The organism is Streptomyces eurythermus (assembly GCF_014649115.1).
In the GTDB taxonomy this organism is placed as follows: Bacteria; Actinomycetota; Actinomycetes; order Streptomycetales; family Streptomycetaceae; genus Streptomyces; species Streptomyces eurythermus.
Genome location: NZ_BMSK01000001.1, coordinates 404,173 through 424,081 on the forward strand (window position 1 = coordinate 404,173; position 19,909 = coordinate 424,081).

Below are 19,909 nucleotides of genomic sequence, written 5' to 3' on the forward strand. Positions count from 1 at the left end.
GTCACCACCCCAGGACTTCGGTGAGGTAACGACGGGCCATCTTGGCGTACGTCAGCGGGTGTGCCGTCGCCGGGTGCTGTTCGGCCTCGACGACCAGCCAGCCCTCGTAGCCGGCCTCCTCCAGCGTCGACAGGATGGGCTTGAAGTCGATCGCGCCTTCCGGATCTCCGGGCACGGTGAAGACGCCTTCCAGGATTCCCTCCTGGAAGGACAGGCGGTTGCTCCTCACCTTGTCGACCACAGGCTGGCGGACGTTCTTGAGATGAACGTGCTTGATCCGCTGCTTGTGTTTTTTGGCGGTCGTGAGCGGGTCGTCGCCCGCGAACCGGAGATGCCCGGTGTCGAGCAGCAGATGCACGAGCTCCGGGTTGGTTCCCGCCATCAACGTGTCGACGTCCTCGGTCGTCTGCACACCAGTGCCCATGTGATGGTGGTAACACAGCCGCATCCCCTTGTGCGCGGCCAGCTCACCGATTTTGTTGAGCCCGCTGGTGAGGAGATCCCATTCTTTTTCGGTGAACTTCGGGCGGTGGTCGAAAACCGGGATGGGCTGCAGGTGCGACGACAGCCCGAATTCTGCGACCACGATGTCCTCGCCGCCCACTTTCTCGAGGAACTCCAGCTGCCTCTTGAAGTTTTCGACGGTCCGTTCTTCTTCGCCGATGGTGAAGTAGGTGCTCACCCAGGGCTCGGACACCCTCAGGTCACGCAGGTCGAGTGCCTTCTTCAGTACGGCGGGGTCGGTCGGGTACTTGTGACCGATGCTGCAGCCCTGGAATCCCGCGAGCGCCATCTCGCTCACGCATTGCTCGAACGGGATGCCGATGTCGATTAGCGGAAAGTCGTCGTTCCACCACAGCGTCGGCGTCACGCCGAGTGACACCCTGTCGGGACCCAGGTTCGAGATCGTGCTGGTCATGACACTTCCTCCTCTTGTCAGTCCTCGAATACGGGTTGTCAGTCCTCGAATACGGGCGGATTGACCCACGATCCGTAGCCCGGCGCCTTCGCGCCGGACGGGTGGGCGCCGATCGCCCGCCACAACAGCCCCTCGGTGTAGGCGTCGGGGGAGACGACGAACAGGGGTTTGCGTTCGACTTCACCGTGCGCGCGGTCTTCCCCATCCTGGAGTCGTCCGGACGTGGCCAGCAGGGACCGGCTTTCCTCGGGCCGGCTGTCATCCGGGACGGCGGGCTTCGCTCCGCTCCGCCCGGGCGCCGTCCAGGCCGCCACGTCCATGCGTCCGACCAGTTCCGGGCCGTACCAGACGCCGACGTACCAGAGCTTGATGATGCTGTTCACCACTGGATCGGAGGGGACGGCAGAGGGGTCGGAAGCAATCACCTTCCGGATCGCTTCCGGCCCTTCTTGATTCAGGACCGTCTTGTAGTACTCCTCCGCCTGGCCGGTTCCCCAGAGGTCGAACTCGCTGAACCCGGTCACAGCGGCAGAGAACTTCACGAATTCGTCCAGATTGTTTTCTGCGTCCGTTGTCTGTGTCATGATCCCACCTCCTTCGACGGTCTTAGAGCTCGAATGTCGGGCCGGCGTTCTTCCCGGCATGCCCTGTGAGCGGGTTGCGGACGAGCCGGTTCATGCTGTCGCGCATGCGGAACATCTCCCAAACCGCCTTGAGCAGAAGGTCGGGCTGACCGTTGTAGGCCAGATTGATGTTGGTCAGGAAGGTGGCGTAGAACTGGTTGAATTCCGCGGCCGCCGCCAGGATTTCCGGGTCTCTCGAGAGGTCCACCATCTTGATGTCCGGCTTCACCGGATAGACGGCATCCCAGTCGACGTGCAGAATCGGGCCGGAAGGCTCGTTCGGCTCATCGCCCTTCTGGTAGTACCGCCCTTTTTCCAGCTGCTGGAACCTGTAGTAGTGGGCGAGTTCGTCCTGGCTGTCGTAGATGCCGCCGTACAGCCCTTCGCCCTGCTCCGCGACGAGGGTGAGCGCCGCGACCGCGCTGTCGCGGCCGGTCACCTCGATCACATCGCCGCCGCCGGAGTAGAAGTACTCGGGAGTCACCTGGCGGGCGGGATCGCCGGTGAAAATCGTCTTCCCTGCCTGACGGGCCTGGTCCTCCAGGTGGTTGATGCCCCGGATGATCTCCTCGTAGAACTCACCGATGCTCGCGAAACGCTTGCTGGGTTCTCCGGGGACGAGGCCGAAGAGCGTCCCGGACTCCTCGAGTTGCGCCAGTTTCTCCGGTGGCGGTGGCGCGCCGTCGGACGTCAGTCCAAGGGCCGCCCAGTCCATCGGTACGAACCTGTCTTGTTCGGTAGCTGCCTCCGGGGGCTTCTCGATCTTCAGGAACGTGTCGAGAGCCTCGCGCGAGAACGGCCGGAGATGGACATCGAAGTAATCGGGACCACACGGCAGGCGCGTCGGGTAATTCGGCACGAATCCCGGCTTGGTGAGGTCCGGCTTCCCGCCCACGGCGTTCAGGACGTTCGCGACCAGGGTGAGGTGCAGCATCTCCTCGACGGCCACGACCCTGATGACATGCCGGGCATCCGAGTTCGTCCCCGGACGCAGCGAGTAGAGCGCGGTCAGGTAGGGCGGGAGCGTCGCGTGCTCCAGCTGCAGCCCCTTGTAGAGGTAGTCGTACAGCTCCTCGATGGTCTTGATCTTGGGGTCCGGAGCGGGCTCTGATTCTGAAACGGACATGTTCCCCCAATCGTGGGCGGTGGACGGTGGGCGGTGTCGCGTTCAACCCGCCGGCCTGCAAGCCGTCTAGCTGCGGACGACGGCCGGCGCTTTCGCGGCACGCAGGTACTTGACGATGTGGGCCGCACTGCGGAAGGCGAGCGCCGCCATGGTCAGGCTGATGTTGGACGTCCCGATCGAGGGCATGCTGCCGGGCCCGACAAGGTAGAGGTTGTCGTGGTCCCACGAGTGCTGGTCGCGGTCGACCACGGAGTTCGCCGGGTCGGTCCCCATGATGTGAGTGCCCGCCAGGTGGTTGCCGCCCACGATGTTGTACCACTGGCCCTCGTACTCGACGGCGCTGTAGCTGTTCTGGTCGTACGTGGTCCTGTCCTCGGCGCCGAGCTTCTCGAAGATGTCGGTCGCGAGCTTGCGGGCGAACGCGGCGCCCTTCATCGTGTAGGGCGGGATCTTGAACGACACGACCGGCTTCAAGTTGCCGAGGGCATCCTTGTACCGCTCGTCCACGGTGACCGTGTTGTTCCTGTCGGGCAGCAGGTCGATCATGAAGGCCAGCAGAAGCTGCCGGGAGATCTGGTTCCCGAGGGTCCTGCGCAAGTCCCGCCCGCGCAGGCCCTGCCTGTCCACGAGTTCGACCAGGTCCGTGTAGGGCGAGCCGGTCGCCCACCCCCAGCCGTCGTTGTGGATGTCCACGCCGAACCCGGCCTGGGTCGCGCGGAATCGCCCGCCGCGCAGGTCGGTGATGCCGCCCGTGCAGGTTGTGCCTCGCATCGTGCCGGCCGGCTCGGGCAGCAGGCCCCAGGTCAGCAGGTACGCGTGGTCCATCAGGTTGCGGCCGATCAGCTTGCTGCGGCTCATATCCTGCATGCCGGAGGCCAGCATGAGCCGGGCGTTCTCGATGGCGTGCGCGCAGAGGATGTACACGGCGCCCTCCACCGTGTACTCCGTGTACTTCTCGGAGCCGAGCGACTCGTATTTCTTGAAGGTGATCCCGGCCACCCGTTGGTTGTGGTCGTTGATCTCGACCTTCGACGCGACGGCTTGCGTCACGATCTTGACGTTGCCCTTGCGGAGCGCCTTGGCCAGCGTCTTTCCCGAGTGGTATTTGGCCTGCACCGGGCAGAGCGGGACGCAGTTGGTGTTGCCCTGACAGCGCTCGCCCTCTTCCACCTGGCTCGTGCTCACCGCGCCGACCGGGACGAAGCCCTTGCCGCCGTCGTACGCGGCGTTCGGCACGCCGTTACGGGCCTGCGGAAAGCTCCGTACCTGGAGGGTGTATTCGTCGTCCGCCAGGTTGACCCGCATACCGTCCACGCCCCGGGCGACCGTCTGGTCGAGATAGGAAAGCGGCATGCGGTGCATCGGGAACACGTATCCCTTCGGGAAGTGCATTCCCAGGTACGCCTGGTCCTCGACTTCGGCGGCCACGCCCAGTTCGGCCTCGGCCTTGCGGTAGTAGGGCTCCAGGTCGTCATAGTTGAGCGGCCAGTTCAGGCCCTGGTTGTACTTGGTTCGCAGGTCGAAGTCCTCGGGAAGCATGCGCAGCGCTTTCCCCTCCCAATGCATGGAGGTGCCGCCGAGGACCCGGGTGAAGGTGGTGTCCGTGCAGTACTTGTCCTGTTGCACGAGGTAGAAGTCGTCCCGGGGTGTGTTCGGATCCACCGGCATCGTGTCGGTGCTCCTGGGCATCCGGGCGTTCGGGTTGAACGGGTACGGAGACTGGTTGTCCTTGACGACAGCGCCGTAGAACCGCGACAGGTACGACTCGTACTCGGCGAGGTCCATGTCCTTGCCGGGGCCGGCTTCGAGAATCAACACCCTGTAGCCAGCCTGGCCCAACTGCTCGGCGACGATGGAGCCTGCCATGCCGCCACCGACGATGACGGCATCCCACACGCCTTGGGCAGCCTCTGCGGCGCTGGTCTGCGTCGCGGCACCGGCTGGAAAGATCACCTGGTCCGTACCGTCGTAAGACATCATTGACGCCCCTTGTCGCGTCTGGGGGTGACCTCACCCCGGTTATGGGCAGAACAGCCCGATGGCAGATCCGGCCAGCCTTCAGAACGGATGGTGTTTGAATGACTGTCGAGGCCCGCCCCTGCCACTGGCGAAGAGAACCAGCTCGGACTCCGGGTTCAAGCTGGGGAACCAAGACAAGCAAGCATCGCGGCGCCCGCCGATGGACCGATCAGGGCTTCCCTTGATCCCGGCGCTTTGCGATCGACACCTCTGACGCCGCTCGCCGATTCACTGGGGATCGCGGGAAGGGCCTCGGTACGAGGCTTGCATAGACGCGGTCATTCCGCTCTGCCGCAGCGGGGATCTTGTTGGCGAATCCACCGTTCGGGCGTAATCAGTGCGCCTTTTCAGCGTTACCTCTCCAGGGTGGGGACGGCTTTGGCGATGACGGAATCCGGGCCTGGTCAGGCGTAGTAGGCGCTCAGTGCCGCGTTGGCGGTGCCGCCGCCGGTCTGTAGCACTTGCGGGCGGCCGGTGAAGTAGTTGTGGACGGCGAGCGCGGCCGCCGCTCCTTCGCCCGCGGCCATCGCGATACGGCGCACGCCGCGGTACCGCACGTCTCCGGCGGCGAAGACCCCCGGCACGCTGGTGGCGTACGCGGGCACGGCCGTACCGGAGACATCGGTGCCCGTGACCACGTACTTGTTCTTCAGCTCCACCCTGGCGCTCTCGAGCCACGAGGTGTCCGGGTCGGCGCCGATCAGCACGTACACGGCATTCACCGGCAGCGTCTCTTCCATGCGCTTTCTCGTCTTCAACCGCACCCCGGTGAGCCGCCCGTTGGTCCCCAGGTACTCGGCGATCTCGGTGTTCGAGCGCACGTGGACGGCCGACTCCTTGATGGCCGTGACCAGGCTGGGCAGCATCGCGGGATTGTTGTCCAGGGTCCCGCGGATGACCAGGGTGACCTCGGCTTTCTTCGCCGCGAACATCAGCGCGGCACGGCCCGCGGTGTCACCGGCGCCGACGACTACGATCTTGTGTTCCTCGGAGACCTGCTCGGCGTCTGCCGGCAGGGCCATGTAATACACGCCCTGGTTCTCGTAGTCGGTCTCGTACTTGCCGCCCTGACGGCGGGCGGCGGCTCCGCAGGCCACCACCACGGCGGCAGCGCTCACCTCGACCTTCTGGTCGTCATCAGTGCGCGCCGTCAGCCGCAGTCGCCTCAGCGGCGGCTGTCCGTCACCCGCGGCGCGATTCTCCAACGTCAGCAGTTCCTGCGCCCGGGCGGCGGGCAACCACTGCACGTTCTTGAGCAGGGCCTGCTGCAACCCTCGCTGGGCCAGCTCACCTGCCACGATGCCGTAGGGAAAACCGAAGTGGTTGTCGATGACGTTGACCGCGGTGCCGGCCGCACCCCCCGGTGCCTCGTTCTCGATGATGAGGACCGTGTGGCCGAACAGGCCGGCGTGGTTGATCGCCGCGGTCAGTCCCGCTGGGCCGCCGCCGACCACGACCACGTCGAAGTCGCTTTCTCCGCTGTAATGCGTCAGGTCCAGCGCCTTGGCCAGTGTGATCAGATGCGGATTCAGCAGCCGCCGGCCGTCGATCTCCACGGCGACCACCACCTCCTCCTCCGGCATGCCCTTCACCGTGAACGGGATGTGGTTGAGCAGCAGGAAGCGCACCACCCGGTACACAGCGGCGGATCTGCGGTCCCCCTGGACCACAACCCTTCGCTCCCCTGGAGGGGCCGTGTCGTAGAGCATCCGTTCCAGCCGCGGCCACAGGTCGTCCTCGTCCGGACGGGCAGACAGCACCTGGATGCCGTCCTGGCCCTCAGCGCCGGCCCGGGTACCGCTGTCGGACAGCAGCAGGCGTCCGGCCGGCGGGACAGCGCCGGTCTCCCGCAGCAGGTCCAGGCCCGATCCGTCGGACAGGTCCTCCGCCGCCACCACGGCCGCGACACGCCGTCCGGCCGACGCGGCGCCCTCCAGTACCTGCTCGGCCTCACCACGTGTGGCCGCGCTCAGCACCTCGTAGGCATCGGCGAAATAGCGCTCGATCCGTTCGGCCAGGTCCTGCGCCGACCAGCGGTCCGCGCCCGCCACCACAATGGTGGCGCGTCGGTCGGTGGTGCCGGGCATCACAGCTCCTTCAGCATCGCGGTCAGGGCACCGCGGCCCGCCAGTGCGGGCGCGTGTCGAGGACGGGCGACGGCGGGGTGTCAGGGCACTGCCACGCCGCCAGTGCGGCCACCAGAAGCGGGTGACCTCGACCCAAGATCACTGTCCGTGACACAACCGGCACGGAGGCGCGCGGACCGTCACCCGATCAGGGGGCGGCGCACTGAGGAGCAGCTGCTGCCGAATTCGCCGATGCCGAAGTGCCCGACATCTCCACCGGCCAGAGTGCGCGTGCGTGCGTGCGGGCGGGCGGTGGGCGGCCGCTCAAAGGACTCCTCCGCGCCGGCGCGACCTTGGGTGTGGAGGTTCCTCGTGTCTGCGGGCGCCGACCGCGCCGGTACGAGCTGCTGCCGTGGGCCCGGGCCGGGGGTTGGGTTACGTCGGTGACGCGGTGCGCCGGTAGGCGCCGGGAGTCGTGCCGAACTCCCGCTTGAAGGCGAGGCCCAGTGCTGTCTCGGATCCGTAGCCGACGCTCTGTGCGATGGCGGCGATGGGCTGTTCGGTGGTGATCAGGCGGTGTGCGGCCAGTTCCAGGCGCCAGCGTGTGAGGTACTCCACCGGGCCCTGCCCGACGGATCTCTTGAAGCGTGCCGCGAGTGTGGAGCGCGAGACGTGGGCGGTCTCGGCCAGCGACCGCACGCTCCAGCGTCTTGCGGGGTCGGCGTGGATGGCGCGCAGGGCCGTGGCGGTGACGGGGTCGTCCAGGCCGTGCAGCCAGCCGCTGGGGCCCTGCCCGGTGGACGCGTGGTGGCGCAGGAGGTCGACGAGCATCACCAGGGCGAGTTGCTGGGCGACCTGGCGGGCGCCGAGCCGTTCTTCGTCGAGTTCGCGTTCGATACGGCCGAGCGTCTGCTGGACGAAGGCGGCGCCGTCCGCGTGCGCGGGCAGCAGCAGGACCGGCGGCAGCGGGTCGAGCAGGAGCCGGCGGGCGCGGTGCGCGAACCGGAAGCTGGCGCCGACCAGCCGCGTGGTGACCGGCGAGGTGGCCGGTCCGGCCTGTGCGCCGCGGCCCTCGCCGCGGAAGAACGGCGAGGCGGGCTGCACCGTGGCGGCCGGTGACGTGGCCAGCGCGAACGGCGCGGGGGAGGTGAGGAGGAACGAGTCGCCGGCACGCAGCGGGACGGGCTCGTGTCCCGCGACGGTGAGGGTGCAGGTCCCTTGCACCACGGAGTTGAATTTCGCGCCCGCGGGCGCGGGGAACCGCAGTGCCCACTCGCCGCGCCCCGTCAGGGTCGATGCCGAGGTGGCCCGCGTACCGACGAGCGCCAGTACGTCCTCCAGCGGATCCAGCGAGTCTGGACGGTCAATGGATTCTTCTGGACTCATGACGATAGGGAGTCTAGGCCCCTGCTCTTAGCTTTGGGTGGCGAGAGACCCCACGACAGGAGCACCCCGCATGCCGACACCATCCGTCCCGGCCCCGGCCGACAACCGCGCCGCGGTTCCGGGCCTGATCACGACCCCCTTCGACGCGTCGGCCACCGCCCGCGAGGTCCTGGTCGGTGTCGACCTGACCGGCAAGCGCGCCCTCGTGACCGGGGGTGCCTCCGGGATCGGAACGGAGACGGTCCGCGCCCTGGCCGAGGCCGGAGCCGAGGTCACCGTCGCCGTCCGGCGCCCCGAGACCGTGGCCGGACTCGTCCCTCGGGTCGATGCCGTACGAGGGGCCGGACGGGTCCGTGCCGCACGGCTCGACCTCGCCGACATCGACTCCGTCCGCGCCCTCACCGACAGCTGGGAGGGCCCGCTGGACATCCTGGTCGCGAACGCCGGAATCATGGCCCTGCCGGACCTGGAGCGGTCCGGCACCGGCTGGGAGCTGCAACTCGCCACCAACTATCTGGGTCACTTCGCGCTCGCCCTGGGTCTGCGCGACGCCCTCCGTCGGGCCGGCTCCGCACGCGTCGTCGCCGTCAGTTCCGGGGCACACCGCCGGCACCCGGTGGATCTGGAGGACCCGCAGTTCGAGCACACCCCTTACGACCGGTGGGTGGCCTACGGCCGCTCGAAGAGCGCGATGGTCCTCCTCGCCGTCGGCATCGCGGAACGCTGGGCCCCGGACGGCATCACCGCCAACGCACTCATGCCCGGGTGGATCACGACACGGCTGCAACGCCACCTCGACCTGGAGACCTTGCGGGCCATGGGCGCCGCCGACGAGGCGGGCAACCGCGTCGAGCAGCCCTTCTACAAGAGCACCGAGCAAGGAGCCGCCACGTCCGTCCTGCTCGCGGCCTCCCCCTTGCTGGAGGGCGTCACGGGCCGCTACTTCGAGGACAACCAGGAAGCCCCGGTGACCTGTGACGGCACAGGCGACGGCGTGGCCGCCCACGCACTCGACCGAGTCACCGCCGACCGGCTGTGGGAGTACGCCCGCAGCCGGCTCTGACCGGCACCGGCCTCCCGGGGCTTTTCCGGACGGCCCTACAGGGAGGGGGCGCCTGGGAGCGCGATCCGTCTGCTCGGTGTGGTGTGCCGACGGGCCGCGGCCCGGGTGCCCGTCACGGAATGATCGTGGGGACGAGGCCGCCGTCGGCGCCCAGTGCCCTGCCCGTGGTCGCCGAGGCGTGCTCCGACGCCACGTACGTGATCATGCTGGCCACCTCGTGGGGCCGGATCAGCCGCTTGAGCAGGGACGCGGCCGCGCGGTTCTCCGCCAGATAACGCCGCTCCTGTTCGTCCCGGTCGAGGCCCGGATACAGCTCCTCGAACATGGCCAGCACGCCGTCGCTCATCGTCGGCCCGGGCAGCACACAGTTCACCGTCACCCCGGTACCGGCGACCTCCTGGGCCATGCCGCGTGACACGGCGAGCTGGGCCGTCTTGGTCATTCCGTAGTGGACCATGTCCGTCGGTGTCTGCACGCCCGCCTCACTGCTGACGAATATCACGCGTCCCCACCCGCGTCCGGCCATCCGCGGTGCGTAGTGGCGGGCCAGGCGCACACTGGAGAGCACGTTGACCTCGTAGAAGCGCAGCCAGTCCGCGTCGGTGATCTCGAAGACGGGCCTGGTCGCGAAGACGCCGGTGTTGTTGACCAGGATGTCGGTGTCGGGCAGTTGCCGGATCAGGTCGGCCGTTCCCTCGGCCGTCCCGACGTCGGCCGTGACGCCGCGTCCCCCGATCCGCTCCGCCGTCTCCGCGACACGGTCGGCGTTGCGTCCGTTGACCACGACATCGGCCCCGGCGGCGGCCAGCGCCCGTGCCGTCGCCTCCCCGATCCCCGCCGTCGACCCGGTGACCAGCGCGGTACGTCCGCTCAGATCGATCTGCATGAGGCGGTACACCTCTCAGAAGTGCGGCCCACTCGGCAGCGGGCCGCGTCCCATGGCGCCTACGGCACCCCGCACTCGTCCGGACCGGGCGAGTGCCGCACACAAGAAACACCGGCGTGCGCAGGGCTGCCCAGGAGGACCGCCGGACGTTCCCGGACGCCAACGATTCTTCGGCAAGGCGATGGCGCCCGCACCTCGGCGATCCAGTACCTGCCTACTGCGCGGGGTTACCGGGCCGCGCGGAGGGCGCGGGGGCGGGTCAGAGGGGTGAGGGCGGCCATGAGGATGAGGGCTGCCAGGGGGAGCAGGTCGAGGTTGACGGTGATCAGGAGGAAGAACGCGAACACCAGGGCCGGGCTCCAGACCGGTAGCTGCCTGGGGCGGGTGGTCACCAGCATGACCAGGAGGGTGAGCAGGCCCAGTTGGAAGGCGAGGGGGCCGGCCAGTTCCAGGGGGGCGGGGAGCGGGGCCGTGTCGGAGAGGGCGGGGAACAGATCGCCCAGGATCACCCACACGAAGCAGGCCGCGCCGAACAGGCCCGCGGCCGTCGCGGCGCCGGCCGCGGTTCTCATCCGGGCCGTGGACGCGGGGACCAGGGCGCGCAGTTCCCTCACCAAGGCGCCCAGCAGGAGGAACGCGGCCAGGAAGCATAAGTGGCCGGCGTTCCAGGCCGGGCCCGGGCCGTGGTGGCCGTCCATGCCGTCGATCAGGCGCAGCACGCCGTACGACAGCAGGAGGAGGGGGATGAGGGCGCAGCACAGTCGGGACAGCCGGGTCGCGGGGGGTGTCGAGGTCATGTCTCCACGGTCCCGGTCCGGGGCGGGGACGGGTATCCGGACCATCCCCCAGCGGTCCCGGGCAGGTCCCCTAGGGGTTGAGTGGGTGGGGCACCGGGATTCTCGGGGGCGCGCGGGCACCGGGGCGGTGTGCGCCCCTCCGGTGCCTGTCCTTTCCCGTACCTGTCCTCTTCTTCCGTACCTGTCCTCTTCCGTGCATGTCCTCGTCGGTGGTCGGGGCGTGCGTCCCTTCCGGGGGGTGCGTCTTTCGCGTGCCGGCACCCGCTTCGTCTCGCGCCGCGTGAAATCTTCACGCGGAGGCTGTGAGGGGATAGGTGTCTGCCGCACCTAGTGCCGGCCCACAATCAGGTGCCCGGTGGACGCGGCGGGGGCGTTCGCACGTGAAGGTGGCGACGAGGAGGATTGTCATGCCGGACGAGGCCGGCGGACCCACAGTCGACCTCTGGTCGCTCGCCGAGGACGTGGTGGTCGAGCCGGGGGACCTGGAGGGCGAGCTGGTGCTCAACGGCCGCTGGGGCAGCGAGCGGGTCACCGCGCCGCGACCGGTGGTCGAAGAGGCCCTGCGCCGCATGGAGCTGGGGCCGGTCCTGCTGGCCAACCTCGCACCCCGGGCGGACGACGCGGCGGGCCGGGACGACTGGTACTGCCTGTCGCTCCACCTGGAGCGGCTCTCCCACCTGATCGTCCGTACGCTCGGCATCGACGACCTGGCCGGGCCGTTGCTGTCGGCCATGCCGGTGTCGCCCGTCGCGCGCTTCGCCCTCGCCAGGCTGCCCGGCCGGCGGCCCGTGCGACTGCCCAGCGGGGCCTCGCTCACCGTCGGGCGCGACGGTGTCAGCGTGCAGTCGCCCGGCTCCTCGTACCGTGTGCTCGTGCACCGCCCGGAGGCCGTCTGGGTGCTGGGGCGGCTGGCCTGGCCGGTCACCCCGGACCAGGTGTCGGCCGCGCTGGCCCTGCCCGCGGGGGTCGCCGAGCGGATCATGGACTATCTCGCCGCGGCGGGCATGACCGCCGCCGTGGAGGAGGAGCGGGTGCCTTCGGCCGTCTTCCGGCGGGGTGACGCCGGGAGCGGTGGGGGCGGTTGACGGCGGCCCGGGAGAGGTCCGCCGAGGCCGGCCGGCCCGGTACGGTCACGGCAGCCAGCCCGCCTCCCGGGCGATGCGGATCGCGTCCACCCGGTTGCGGGCCAGGAGCTTCGTCACCACCGTCGTGAGGTAGTTGCGCACGGTGCCGGGTGCCAGGCGCAGGCGGTCGGCGATCTCGCCGGCCTCCAGGCCCTCCGCGGCCAGCCGCAGCACCTCCGTCTCCCGTTCCGTCAGCGGGGTCTCCGCGGTGCCCCAGACGGACAGCGCGAGCTGGGGATCGATGACGCGCTGGCCGGCCGCCACCCGGCGCACCGCGTTGGCGAGTTCGCGCGGCGGGGCGTCCTTGAGCAGGTAGCCGTTGACCTGGGCGCCGAGCGCTCGGCGCAGGGTGCCGGGACGGCCCAGGCTGGTCAGGATCAGGGAGCGGCACTCGGGCAGTTTCTCCCTGAGCCGGGTCGCGGCGGTCAGGCCGTCGATGCCGGGCAGGTCGATGTCGATGATCGCGACATCGGGCCGGCAGGCCAGCGCGGCGTCCACGATCTCGTCACCGCGCTCCAGTTCGGCGACCACCTCCAGGTCGTCCTCCAGGCTGAGCAGCGCCACCAGCGCGCCGCGCACCATGTTCATGTCCTCTGCCAGCAGCAGGCGAATGGCCACCGACCGTCTCCTTTCCGGCTCAGGCCGCCGGTTTCCGGGTCGTCGGCACCGCCGTGTCGGCGCCGGACCAGGGTCGTTCGGGAAAGGCCGGGGCCTCGGCGACGAGCCGGAAGGTGTCGGCCGGGTCCCGGTCGGTGCTCAGCTCGCCGGAGATCTCGCGCATCCTGGTGGCGAGGTTGCCGAGGCCGCTGCCGCTGTGCGCGGACGGGTCCCGGTAGTCGGGGTCCACGCCGTTGTTCTCCACGAGCAGCCGGACCCGGCCCTCGTGCTGTACCGCCTCGATCACGCAGCTGTCGGCCTTGGAGTGCCGCAGCAGATTGGTGACCGCCTCGCGCAGTACGGCCGCGAGCACGGTGTTGACCTGCTGGCTCATCGTCCCCGGCCGGAGGGTGACGCGGATGTCCACCTCCGCCGCGGTCAGCAGTCCCTCGGCCGTGGTGATCTCCTCCGCCAGGGACATGTCGCGCAGTCCGCTGGCGACCGTACGCACATCGGCCAGCGACTGCCGGGAGATGGCGAGCACATCACGTATCTCCGCCAGGGCGCGCTGCGGATGGGCCGGGACCAGGCGGTGGATCAGCTCGCTCTTGAGCGTGATGGCGGAGAGGCTGTAGCCGAGCAGGTCGTGCAAGTCCCGCGCGAACCTGAGCCGTTCCTTGGTGACGGCCATCCGCGCGAGCTGGCCCCGGGTGTCGTGCAGTACGTGCACCAGGTCGGCCAGCCGGGTCAGGCCGAACACGATCAGGCCGGTCAGCAGCGTCGACTGGCACAGATAGACGCTGTCCAGCACCGAGCGGCCCTCCAGCGCCGGCGGCAGCAGCATCGACAGGCCCACCACGGCGTACAGCGGCCAGGCCAGGCGCGGTGGCAGCAGGAGCAGGAGCGAACCGGCGAAGAACCCGGCCATTCCGCCCCATTCGGCCTGGAAGACCAGCAGCGGAAGGTACGTCAGAAGCGCCTGGACCCCCAGGGCGGCCGCTTTCCACCGCCAGGGGGCCCGGTGCGCCTTGGGACGCGAATGTCTGAGCTGGAGCGTGAAGATGGCGGCCAGGCAGGCCAGCGCCACCAGGTTCATGCCGGTGCCCAGGCCGGCGCTGAGCACGTTGAGCATCGTGATGAGCAGGAAGCTGAGCAGCGCGGCCATGAGGATGACGCGCGCGAGGCGCGGCGCGGGGGCGTCGGGCAGCCCCGACTCCGTTTCCCCGTCGGCCGGTTCCGTACTCTCCGCCGTTTCGGCGGCCGCATGACGTAAACCGTTGTGTGGCGACATCGTCCTACCGGCCCCCTCCGCTAGCCCGCGGCCACGCGCACTGAGGGGATAATAGGTGAAGCCGGTCGCCGCCCAGAAGTTGCCGGGCTACACGAACATCGGCACGGGATTGAGGTCGGCGTAGGGTGTCGGCTCGGCCAGCCGGCCCAGGGCCACCGGGACGTCGAAGAGCCGTCCGGGGGCGAATCTCGGCCAGAAGTGACGCATGCCGGGAACTATCACTTTCACCACGGGCAGTTGCAGGTCCGGGCGGGTCTGATCGAGGACGAGCAGCTCCATCTCGCGCTCGCGGACCAGTTCGGTGACCGCCGTGACGTCGTCGCGCAGATCGGTGCGCGGCCGGTAGCCGCGACCGTGTGCCGGGGCCGGCGGGGCGTCCGGATCCGGCGCCAGGTAGGGCTGGTTGGCGAGGGTGGCGGTGCGCCACCAGCGCACCGGGTCCGGGTCGGCGATGGCGTAGCCGGTGCCGCCGGGGCCGGGCGCGGCCGCGGGCAGCAGCTGTCCCATCTCCGTCAGCGCCCGCCGCAGCGCGATCCGCGGGTCGAAGTGCGCGCCGAACCCGAACACGATGTCCTCGGTGGGCCGGCCGGTGCGCCGGGAGAGCGCCGCCACCACCGGGATGCCGAAGTCCGAGGTGAGGTCGAGCGCCCACAGCTCGCGGCCGGCCCGCCGGCAGCCGGAGCGGAACCGTTCGACGTACGGCTCGTCCGCGCTGTCGAGGTCCACGGCGGGCCGGCGGATGCGGTTGTACCACCACAGCGCCACGGCGTCGCGTTCCACGAGTTCCAGGAAGCCCTGGAGCAGGGCGTCCTCCGGGCTGCTGCCGGCGGCGTTGCCGTTGGAGTCGGCGCACAGGCCGTCGGCGGCGGGTTCCTGGCCGAAGTAGAGCATGGACGTGGGCAGCAGCCGCTGGGTGCGGGCGGTCAGCGACCACACCGGCGTCCACTCCGTCGGGCGGTCCTCGGCGAACGGTCCGGGTACGTGGGTGAGCCAGGAACCGCCGGCGTTCCACGCGTGCCGGTCCCGCAGCTGGCGGTCGTCGTAGAGCTGGCACGCGCGGGGGTGGACGGCGGCCGGGCCGAGCGCGGCGTACGTGTCCCGCAGCACCGGCTCGTCGCCGTGCCGGGTGCCGCTGTAGCGCTCCACGGCCTCGCACAGGGCGCTGGTCCTCGCCTCGGTCTCGGTGACGCCCTTGCCGCCGCTGAGCGCGCGCAGTCCGGCCCGCAGTCCGGCCAGGGACGCGGCGCCCATGGCCAGGTTCTGGCCGGAGAGGAAGGACTCCACGAAGTCCGGGCAGTGCCCGGCCCGGCTGATCTCCTTGATGACGCCGGTGACCGGGTCGACCAGGTGGCCGTAGCGGTCGAGCATCTGCCGCGGGGTGAGGGCCCGGTGGCCGCCCGAGTCCTGGTCGGCCTTGGGCCGGGCCACCGGGACGAACGGGGCGCGCACCCGCCGGGCGACCAGCTGCGGGTCGCCGCACGAGGGGCACTGCGGCAGCCGGGACACCGGGTGCGCGGCGGAGCCGAGGCTGAGGGTGTCCAGGATGTGTACGGCGCCCTGGCCGGGGTGCCGGACGCCGGCCAGCCACTTCGCGGTCTCCAGGGCGGCGAGCTGGGCCGCCGCCGACTCGCAGGCGGGCAGCCCGGTCGTCGGCCGGTCCGCGGGGCCGGTGAGTCCGAGGTGGTGCTGGAGCGGCAGTTCCGAGCGGCGGTGCCCGCGCAGCCGGGCGGCCAGGCAGGACCAGCAGGGCCCGGCGCCGGGCCGGAACACCGGCCCCACCCACGGGTCGGCGCCGCCGGTGCGGGCGAGCAGCCAGGGGGTGCCCCGGCCGCGCAGGGCCGCGTCGACGTCCGCGAGGGCCGGGTCCAGGTAGTCGGCGCAGAGCACGAGCGCGAACCCGGCGTCCTCGCCGGCGGCCGCGGTCCGGATGCCGGACTCCCGCAGCGCGGCGTGCGGCCGGGCCGGGTCGGTGCCGGGCAGCGCCACGAGCCGGACCCGGGTGCCGGCCACGTCGCGGGTGGCCCGCCCGCCGTCCAGCCCGGCGAGGTCCCAGTAGGCCTCGGCCGCGGCGGCGGACGGGTTCGCCGGGGCGGCGGGGGCGGTGTGCAGCCGGAGCAGGCCGGCGGCCTCCAGCGCGGCGAGCGCCGACCGGGCCGCCTCCGGGCCGAGGGACCGGGCGGCGTCGCGGATCACCGTCTCCCGGTCGCGGGTGCCGTCCAGCAGCGGGACCAGCACCTCGGCCGGCCGCCCCCGCAGCGCGGTGACCCCGCGCTGCGAGAGCAGGTAGGCGGCCTCTCCGGGAACGACGGCGGCCCGCAGGTGGCGCTTGAAGCCGAGGAGGCCGGCGGTGCCGCGGTGTGTCCCGGGGGCGGTCATGCGGCGGGTCTTCCCGCCGCCGGGGCGATGTGCGTGTACGTCACGGTGAACAGCGCGCCGCACTGTTCGGCCGGGACGTCCAGATTCTCGATCACCAGCGGGCCGGACGGAGCGGCGGCGGCCGGGGTGTGCCTGACGGTGCCCGGATGCGGGACGTGCGGTGTCATCGCGATCGATTCCCTTCGCAGTGGGCTTGCTCGGTGGCTACGGGAACGATTCTGCGAAGCGCGGGGGAGCGCACCCAGTGTCGGTCTCATCACCGGGGGGTGAACTTTTCACACGGCACCGTCCCCCCGCGTCCGGGGCCGGCCCGCAACCGTGATTTCTTCATGATCCAGCACCTGAGGAATACACCCCGGTCCCGGTACGACGGCACTGTGCCGCCACCGCGCCGGATGGCACCGTTGACAAACACCGGGCCCCGGCCCGCCGGTTCAGGCGAATCGACCTGGAGTTGCCATGGAGATCAGTGTGCTGGGCCCGCTCGACGCGAGCCGGCCGGCGTCCGGATCCCCCCGTCCGCGGCCGAACAGCGGCAGCTGCTCGCCCACCTCCCCCCACACGGACAGCCGCCAGAGCTGACCGGCACCTCGCTCCGCGACCGCAGGGGGAGGTCGCCAAGGAGATCCCGTCCGGCCGATCAGCAAGGCGGAAACGGGAGTTGTCGTCGTGTACGCACAGGGAGACACAGATGGGAGCTGACTGACGGTCATGCTAGAGTTCCGCGTTCTCGGGCCCGTCGGACTGTGGTCCGACGGTGTGGAGGCTCCACTGGGCGGTTGCAAGCAACGCACCATACTGGCCGCCCTGCTGCTCGCCGACGGCTGGGTCGTCTCCGACTCCGACCTCGGCGGGGTGCTGTGGGAACGGCGTCCTCCCGCCACGTATCAGGCACAGATCTACACCTACGCCTCGCGGCTGAGGGGTCACTTCCACGGCGGCGCGACGATCACGCGCTGCGGCCGTGGTTACCGCGTCGAGAGAGGGGACACCCGCTTCGACCTGGACGAGTTCTACCGACTGGCCAAGGAGGGCCAGGCGCTGATGCGTTCGGGCCGCACCGGCGACGCGGCGTCCCGGTTCCGGGCGGCGCTCGGCCTGTGGAGCGGCCCCACCCTGACCGGGGTCACGGACGCGCTGGCCGACAACGAGCGGTCCCGGATCGAGATGGCCCGGATGGAGGTGCTGGAGAGCCGGATCGACGCCGACCTCCACCTGGGCCGGCACCGGCAGCTCATCGGTGAACTCACGCAGTTGGTGGGAGCGCATCCACTGCGGGAGACGTTCCGGGCGAAGCTGATGATCGCCCTGCACCGCAGCGACCGGCAGGCCGAGGCCTTCGAGACGTTCCACGCGGGCTGCGGCCTGCTGCGGGAACAGCTCGGGGTCGATCCCGGGCCGACGCTGCGCAGCGCCCACCAGGCCATCCTGGCGGACGACTTCGCCCCGGCACGCCCCGGCCGGGGAGATCTGGTGGCCGGTCCGACCGGGTGACGGGGGCTCCAGCTGGTGCGCAGTTCCACGGCACTGCGCACAAGCTGGAGAGCGGAGGAAAGGCGCGAGGGCCGGGCGGCCCGCCGGAACGGTCCCCGGCGGGCCGCCCGGCCCGAAGGCGGCGGCGGGGAACCGCCGCAGAGGGAGGCCCTGGTGCACCCCGGAGACACGGCCGCGCTACGGCATCGGCGCGCCGGACGGGCGAAGCATCAGCGGGCCCGGGCGGGCGTACTCGCGGGCCAGCGCGGCCGAGCGGCCGGGGCCCAGGAGGAGGTCCTCGACCGTCCAACCGCCCGGGGAACCGGGCTCCTTGTGATCGACCCGGACCGGGCCGCGCGCGCCGGTGAGGACGTCCAGGCCGCGCAGGTCGGCGACGATGCCGACCCCCACGGCCTTGAGGACCGCTTCCTTCCGGGTCCAGGCGCGCAGGAAGACCTCCTCGTACTCCCGCTCGCTCCCGGCCCGGCCCAGGACGCCGAGTTCACCGTCCGACAGGGCGATCCGGGGCGCGTCCCCGAAGCCGCGCCCGGTGTGCTGCTCGATGTCGACGCCCACCTGCCCGGCGGCGGTGACGGCGAGCAGCCAGTACGGCCCGGAGTGCGACAGGCTGAAGTCCAGCCGGGTGGCGGGTGCCACGATCCTCGGCCGCCCGTGCAGCGGGTCACCGCACCTCGGGCACGGGTGCCGGCCGAACCGGATCGCGGCCGGCGGGCCGCCGAGATAGTGGTCGGCGAGGATGCGGCGCACGGCGGCGTGCGCTCCGGCGTAGCGGGCGGCGAACGGCGCGCCCCGGCGCCGGAACGTGCTCAGTTCCGTGTCGTCCAGCACGGCCAGGTCGGCCGGGTCGGGGAGGTCCCCGGCCCGGCCGTGCCACACGTGGACGGCGTTGCCGCGGCCGAAGCGGGCGGTGCCGTCGCGCACCGACGGCGCGCGGCCGCGGCCGGCCGGCCGGGCGGAACCTCGGCCGGGGGCGTCGGCGGCGGGCGGGGTACGGGGCATGACGTGCCTCTCTGCGAGGAGCCGGCGGCGCCGGGATCGAGGGAAGGGCCAGGGCCGGCCGGGGGATGTACCGGCCCTGGCCCCGCTTCGGTGGCGGGGACTCCCGGCCGGTCAGTCCGGCAGGAAGCCCTCCACCCGCACGCCGAGCCCCTGGGCCCGGGCGGCGGTCAGGACGTGGTCGGCCAGCGCGATGTCGAGGACACCGAGGCCGAACGGGGCGTAGACGACCGTCCGGCCCGGCTCGGGGACGTACCCCTGCCCCGCGTCCTCGTCCAGGAGCAGCCGGCCGATCGTCGGGGCGATGAAGTCGCGGTGGCCCGCCGCCCGGACGGCGAGGTCGAGGGAGGTGCGCTCGCGCAGCGCGTGCTCGGTGTCGTCCACGATGTTGTACGCGTCGAGCAGCGACTCGGGCAGCAGGTCCCGCAGCGAGATGTGCAGCACGACCGTGCCCGGTTCGGCCGCCCCCAGGTCCAGGTGTGGTTCGACGGCCGAGGTGGCGATGGTGACGAGGCCGTGCGCGGCCAGCGCCTTCTGGGCGCTGTCGAGGACGAGCACCCGCGCCCCGGGCACCACCGAGGCCGCTTGGGAGGCGAACTCGGCGGCGCGTTCGGGCGAACTGTCGTACACCGCCAGCGAGGTGAGGCCGGGCAGGACGGCGTGCACGTGGCGCAGGATCTCCAGGTTGATCACCCCGCAGCCGATCAGGGACAGGCCGTCGGGGCGGCGGTCGCGGGTGAGCAGCTCCGCGGCGAGGGCCGCGCTCGCCGCGGTGCGCTTGGCGGAGATCAGCGATCCCTCGATCAGGGCCTCGGGGCGGCCCGTCTCCAGGGAGTTGAGGATGATCGCCGCGCTGGCCCGCTGGATCCCGCGTCCGATGTTGGCGGGGAAGGAGGCGATCCACTTCATGCCGGCGGCCGGCCGCTGCCCGCCGCGGTAGGCGGGCAGCCCGATGATCCGGTCACGGGGCTGCCCGGGGAACCGCAGGAACGTCGAGTGCGGCACCGCGGTGTCGCCCCGCTCGTGCAGGCGGTAGGCGTCCGCGACGACCGACATGGTGTCGGGTTCGCGGCCGTCGAGAAGCCGCGCGACCTCGCTGTGGCGCAGGATGAGCATGACGGAGTCCGTTCCTTCCAGGGGGTGGGC

The 19,909-nt window shown here is 70.9% G+C and carries 17 protein-coding genes; 3 read left to right on the plus strand and 14 right to left on the minus strand.

Going from position 1 to position 19,909, the window contains the following annotated elements:
• Position 1: 1 nt before the first annotated feature.
• From iolE to IE251_RS01975, 6 genes are all read right to left on the minus strand, one after another.
• A complete protein-coding gene (gene iolE, locus IE251_RS01950; RefSeq protein WP_189751135.1) occupies positions 2-919 on the minus strand; it encodes a myo-inosose-2 dehydratase in 918 nt (305 codons plus the stop codon).
• Positions 920-957: 38 nt separating this feature from the next.
• The gene (locus tag IE251_RS01955) at positions 958-1,503 is read right to left on the minus strand and encodes a hypothetical protein (protein ID WP_189751136.1); all 546 of its coding nucleotides are present in this window, start codon (positions 1,501-1,503) and stop codon (positions 958-960) included.
• Between the two features lie 22 nt (positions 1,504-1,525).
• Entirely contained in the window at positions 1,526-2,668 is a 1,143-nt protein-coding gene (locus IE251_RS01960; RefSeq protein ID WP_189751137.1) for a ferritin-like domain-containing protein, read from the minus strand.
• Between the two features lie 66 nt (positions 2,669-2,734).
• Positions 2,735-4,648 (minus strand): GMC family oxidoreductase, encoded by a 1,914-nt coding sequence (locus IE251_RS01965; protein ID WP_308436569.1) that lies wholly within the window; start codon positions 4,646-4,648, stop codon positions 2,735-2,737.
• Between the two features lie 443 nt (positions 4,649-5,091).
• Positions 5,092-6,774, minus strand: a complete 1,683-nt coding sequence (locus tag IE251_RS01970) for an NAD(P)/FAD-dependent oxidoreductase (protein ID WP_189751138.1) — start codon at positions 6,772-6,774, stop codon at positions 5,092-5,094.
• Positions 6,775-7,188: 414 nt separating this feature from the next.
• Positions 7,189-8,139: an AraC family transcriptional regulator gene (locus IE251_RS01975; protein WP_229896534.1), complete on the minus strand. Its 951-nt coding sequence runs from the start codon at positions 8,137-8,139 to the stop codon at positions 7,189-7,191.
• A 70-nt stretch (positions 8,140-8,209) separates the two neighbouring features.
• On the opposite strand from IE251_RS01975, the gene IE251_RS01980 reads away from it, so the two are divergent.
• Positions 8,210-9,202 carry an SDR family NAD(P)-dependent oxidoreductase gene (locus IE251_RS01980; RefSeq protein WP_189751139.1) on the plus strand — a complete coding sequence of 331 codons (993 nt, stop codon included), beginning with the start codon at positions 8,210-8,212 and terminating at the stop codon, positions 9,200-9,202.
• 112 nt (positions 9,203-9,314) lie between these two features.
• On the opposite strand, the gene IE251_RS01985 is transcribed toward IE251_RS01980, so the two are convergent.
• On the minus strand, positions 9,315-10,088 hold the full coding sequence (locus IE251_RS01985; RefSeq protein ID WP_189751140.1) for an SDR family NAD(P)-dependent oxidoreductase: 774 nt from the start codon (positions 10,086-10,088) through the stop codon (positions 9,315-9,317).
• 227 nt (positions 10,089-10,315) lie between these two features.
• Positions 10,316-10,885, minus strand: a complete 570-nt coding sequence (locus IE251_RS01990; RefSeq protein ID WP_189751141.1) for a hypothetical protein — start codon at positions 10,883-10,885, stop codon at positions 10,316-10,318.
• 407 nt (positions 10,886-11,292) lie between these two features.
• Here IE251_RS01990 and IE251_RS01995 point away from each other — a divergent pair, with 407 nt between their 5' ends.
• Positions 11,293-11,970, plus strand: a complete 678-nt coding sequence (locus tag IE251_RS01995) for an NADH oxidase (RefSeq protein ID WP_189751142.1) — start codon at positions 11,293-11,295, stop codon at positions 11,968-11,970.
• Positions 11,971-12,015: 45 nt separating this feature from the next.
• Here IE251_RS01995 and IE251_RS02000 read toward each other — a convergent pair whose 3' ends face one another.
• From IE251_RS02000 to IE251_RS02015, 4 genes are all read right to left on the minus strand, one after another.
• Positions 12,016-12,627 (minus strand): response regulator transcription factor, encoded by a 612-nt coding sequence (locus IE251_RS02000; protein WP_189751143.1) that lies wholly within the window; start codon positions 12,625-12,627, stop codon positions 12,016-12,018.
• 19 nt (positions 12,628-12,646) lie between these two features.
• Positions 12,647-13,897: a sensor histidine kinase gene (locus tag IE251_RS02005; protein ID WP_229896535.1), complete on the minus strand. Its 1,251-nt coding sequence runs from the start codon at positions 13,895-13,897 to the stop codon at positions 12,647-12,649.
• 87 nt (positions 13,898-13,984) lie between these two features.
• Positions 13,985-16,273, minus strand: coding sequence for a TOMM precursor leader peptide-binding protein (locus IE251_RS02010; protein ID WP_189751144.1), 2,289 nt, complete (start codon positions 16,271-16,273; stop codon positions 13,985-13,987).
• The gene (locus tag IE251_RS02015) at positions 16,270-16,440 is read right to left on the minus strand and encodes a hypothetical protein (protein WP_189751145.1); all 171 of its coding nucleotides are present in this window, start codon (positions 16,438-16,440) and stop codon (positions 16,270-16,272) included. The genes IE251_RS02010 and IE251_RS02015 overlap by 4 nt, the downstream gene beginning before the upstream one ends.
• Before the next feature lie 544 nt (positions 16,441-16,984).
• On the opposite strand from IE251_RS02015, the gene IE251_RS02020 reads away from it, so the two are divergent.
• On the plus strand, positions 16,985-17,767 hold the full coding sequence (locus tag IE251_RS02020) for an AfsR/SARP family transcriptional regulator (protein WP_189751146.1): 783 nt from the start codon (positions 16,985-16,987) through the stop codon (positions 17,765-17,767).
• Between the two features lie 177 nt (positions 17,768-17,944).
• Here the strand turns inward: IE251_RS02020 and IE251_RS02025 are convergent, their stop codons facing one another.
• Together IE251_RS02025 and sbnB are read right to left on the minus strand one after the other, a co-directional pair.
• Positions 17,945-18,766 carry a 4'-phosphopantetheinyl transferase family protein gene (locus IE251_RS02025; RefSeq protein WP_189751147.1) on the minus strand — a complete coding sequence of 274 codons (822 nt, stop codon included), beginning with the start codon at positions 18,764-18,766 and terminating at the stop codon, positions 17,945-17,947.
• A 111-nt stretch (positions 18,767-18,877) separates the two neighbouring features.
• A complete protein-coding gene (sbnB, locus tag IE251_RS02030) occupies positions 18,878-19,879 on the minus strand; it encodes a 2,3-diaminopropionate biosynthesis protein SbnB (protein ID WP_189751148.1) in 1,002 nt (333 codons plus the stop codon).
• Positions 19,880-19,909 lie beyond the last annotated feature (30 nt).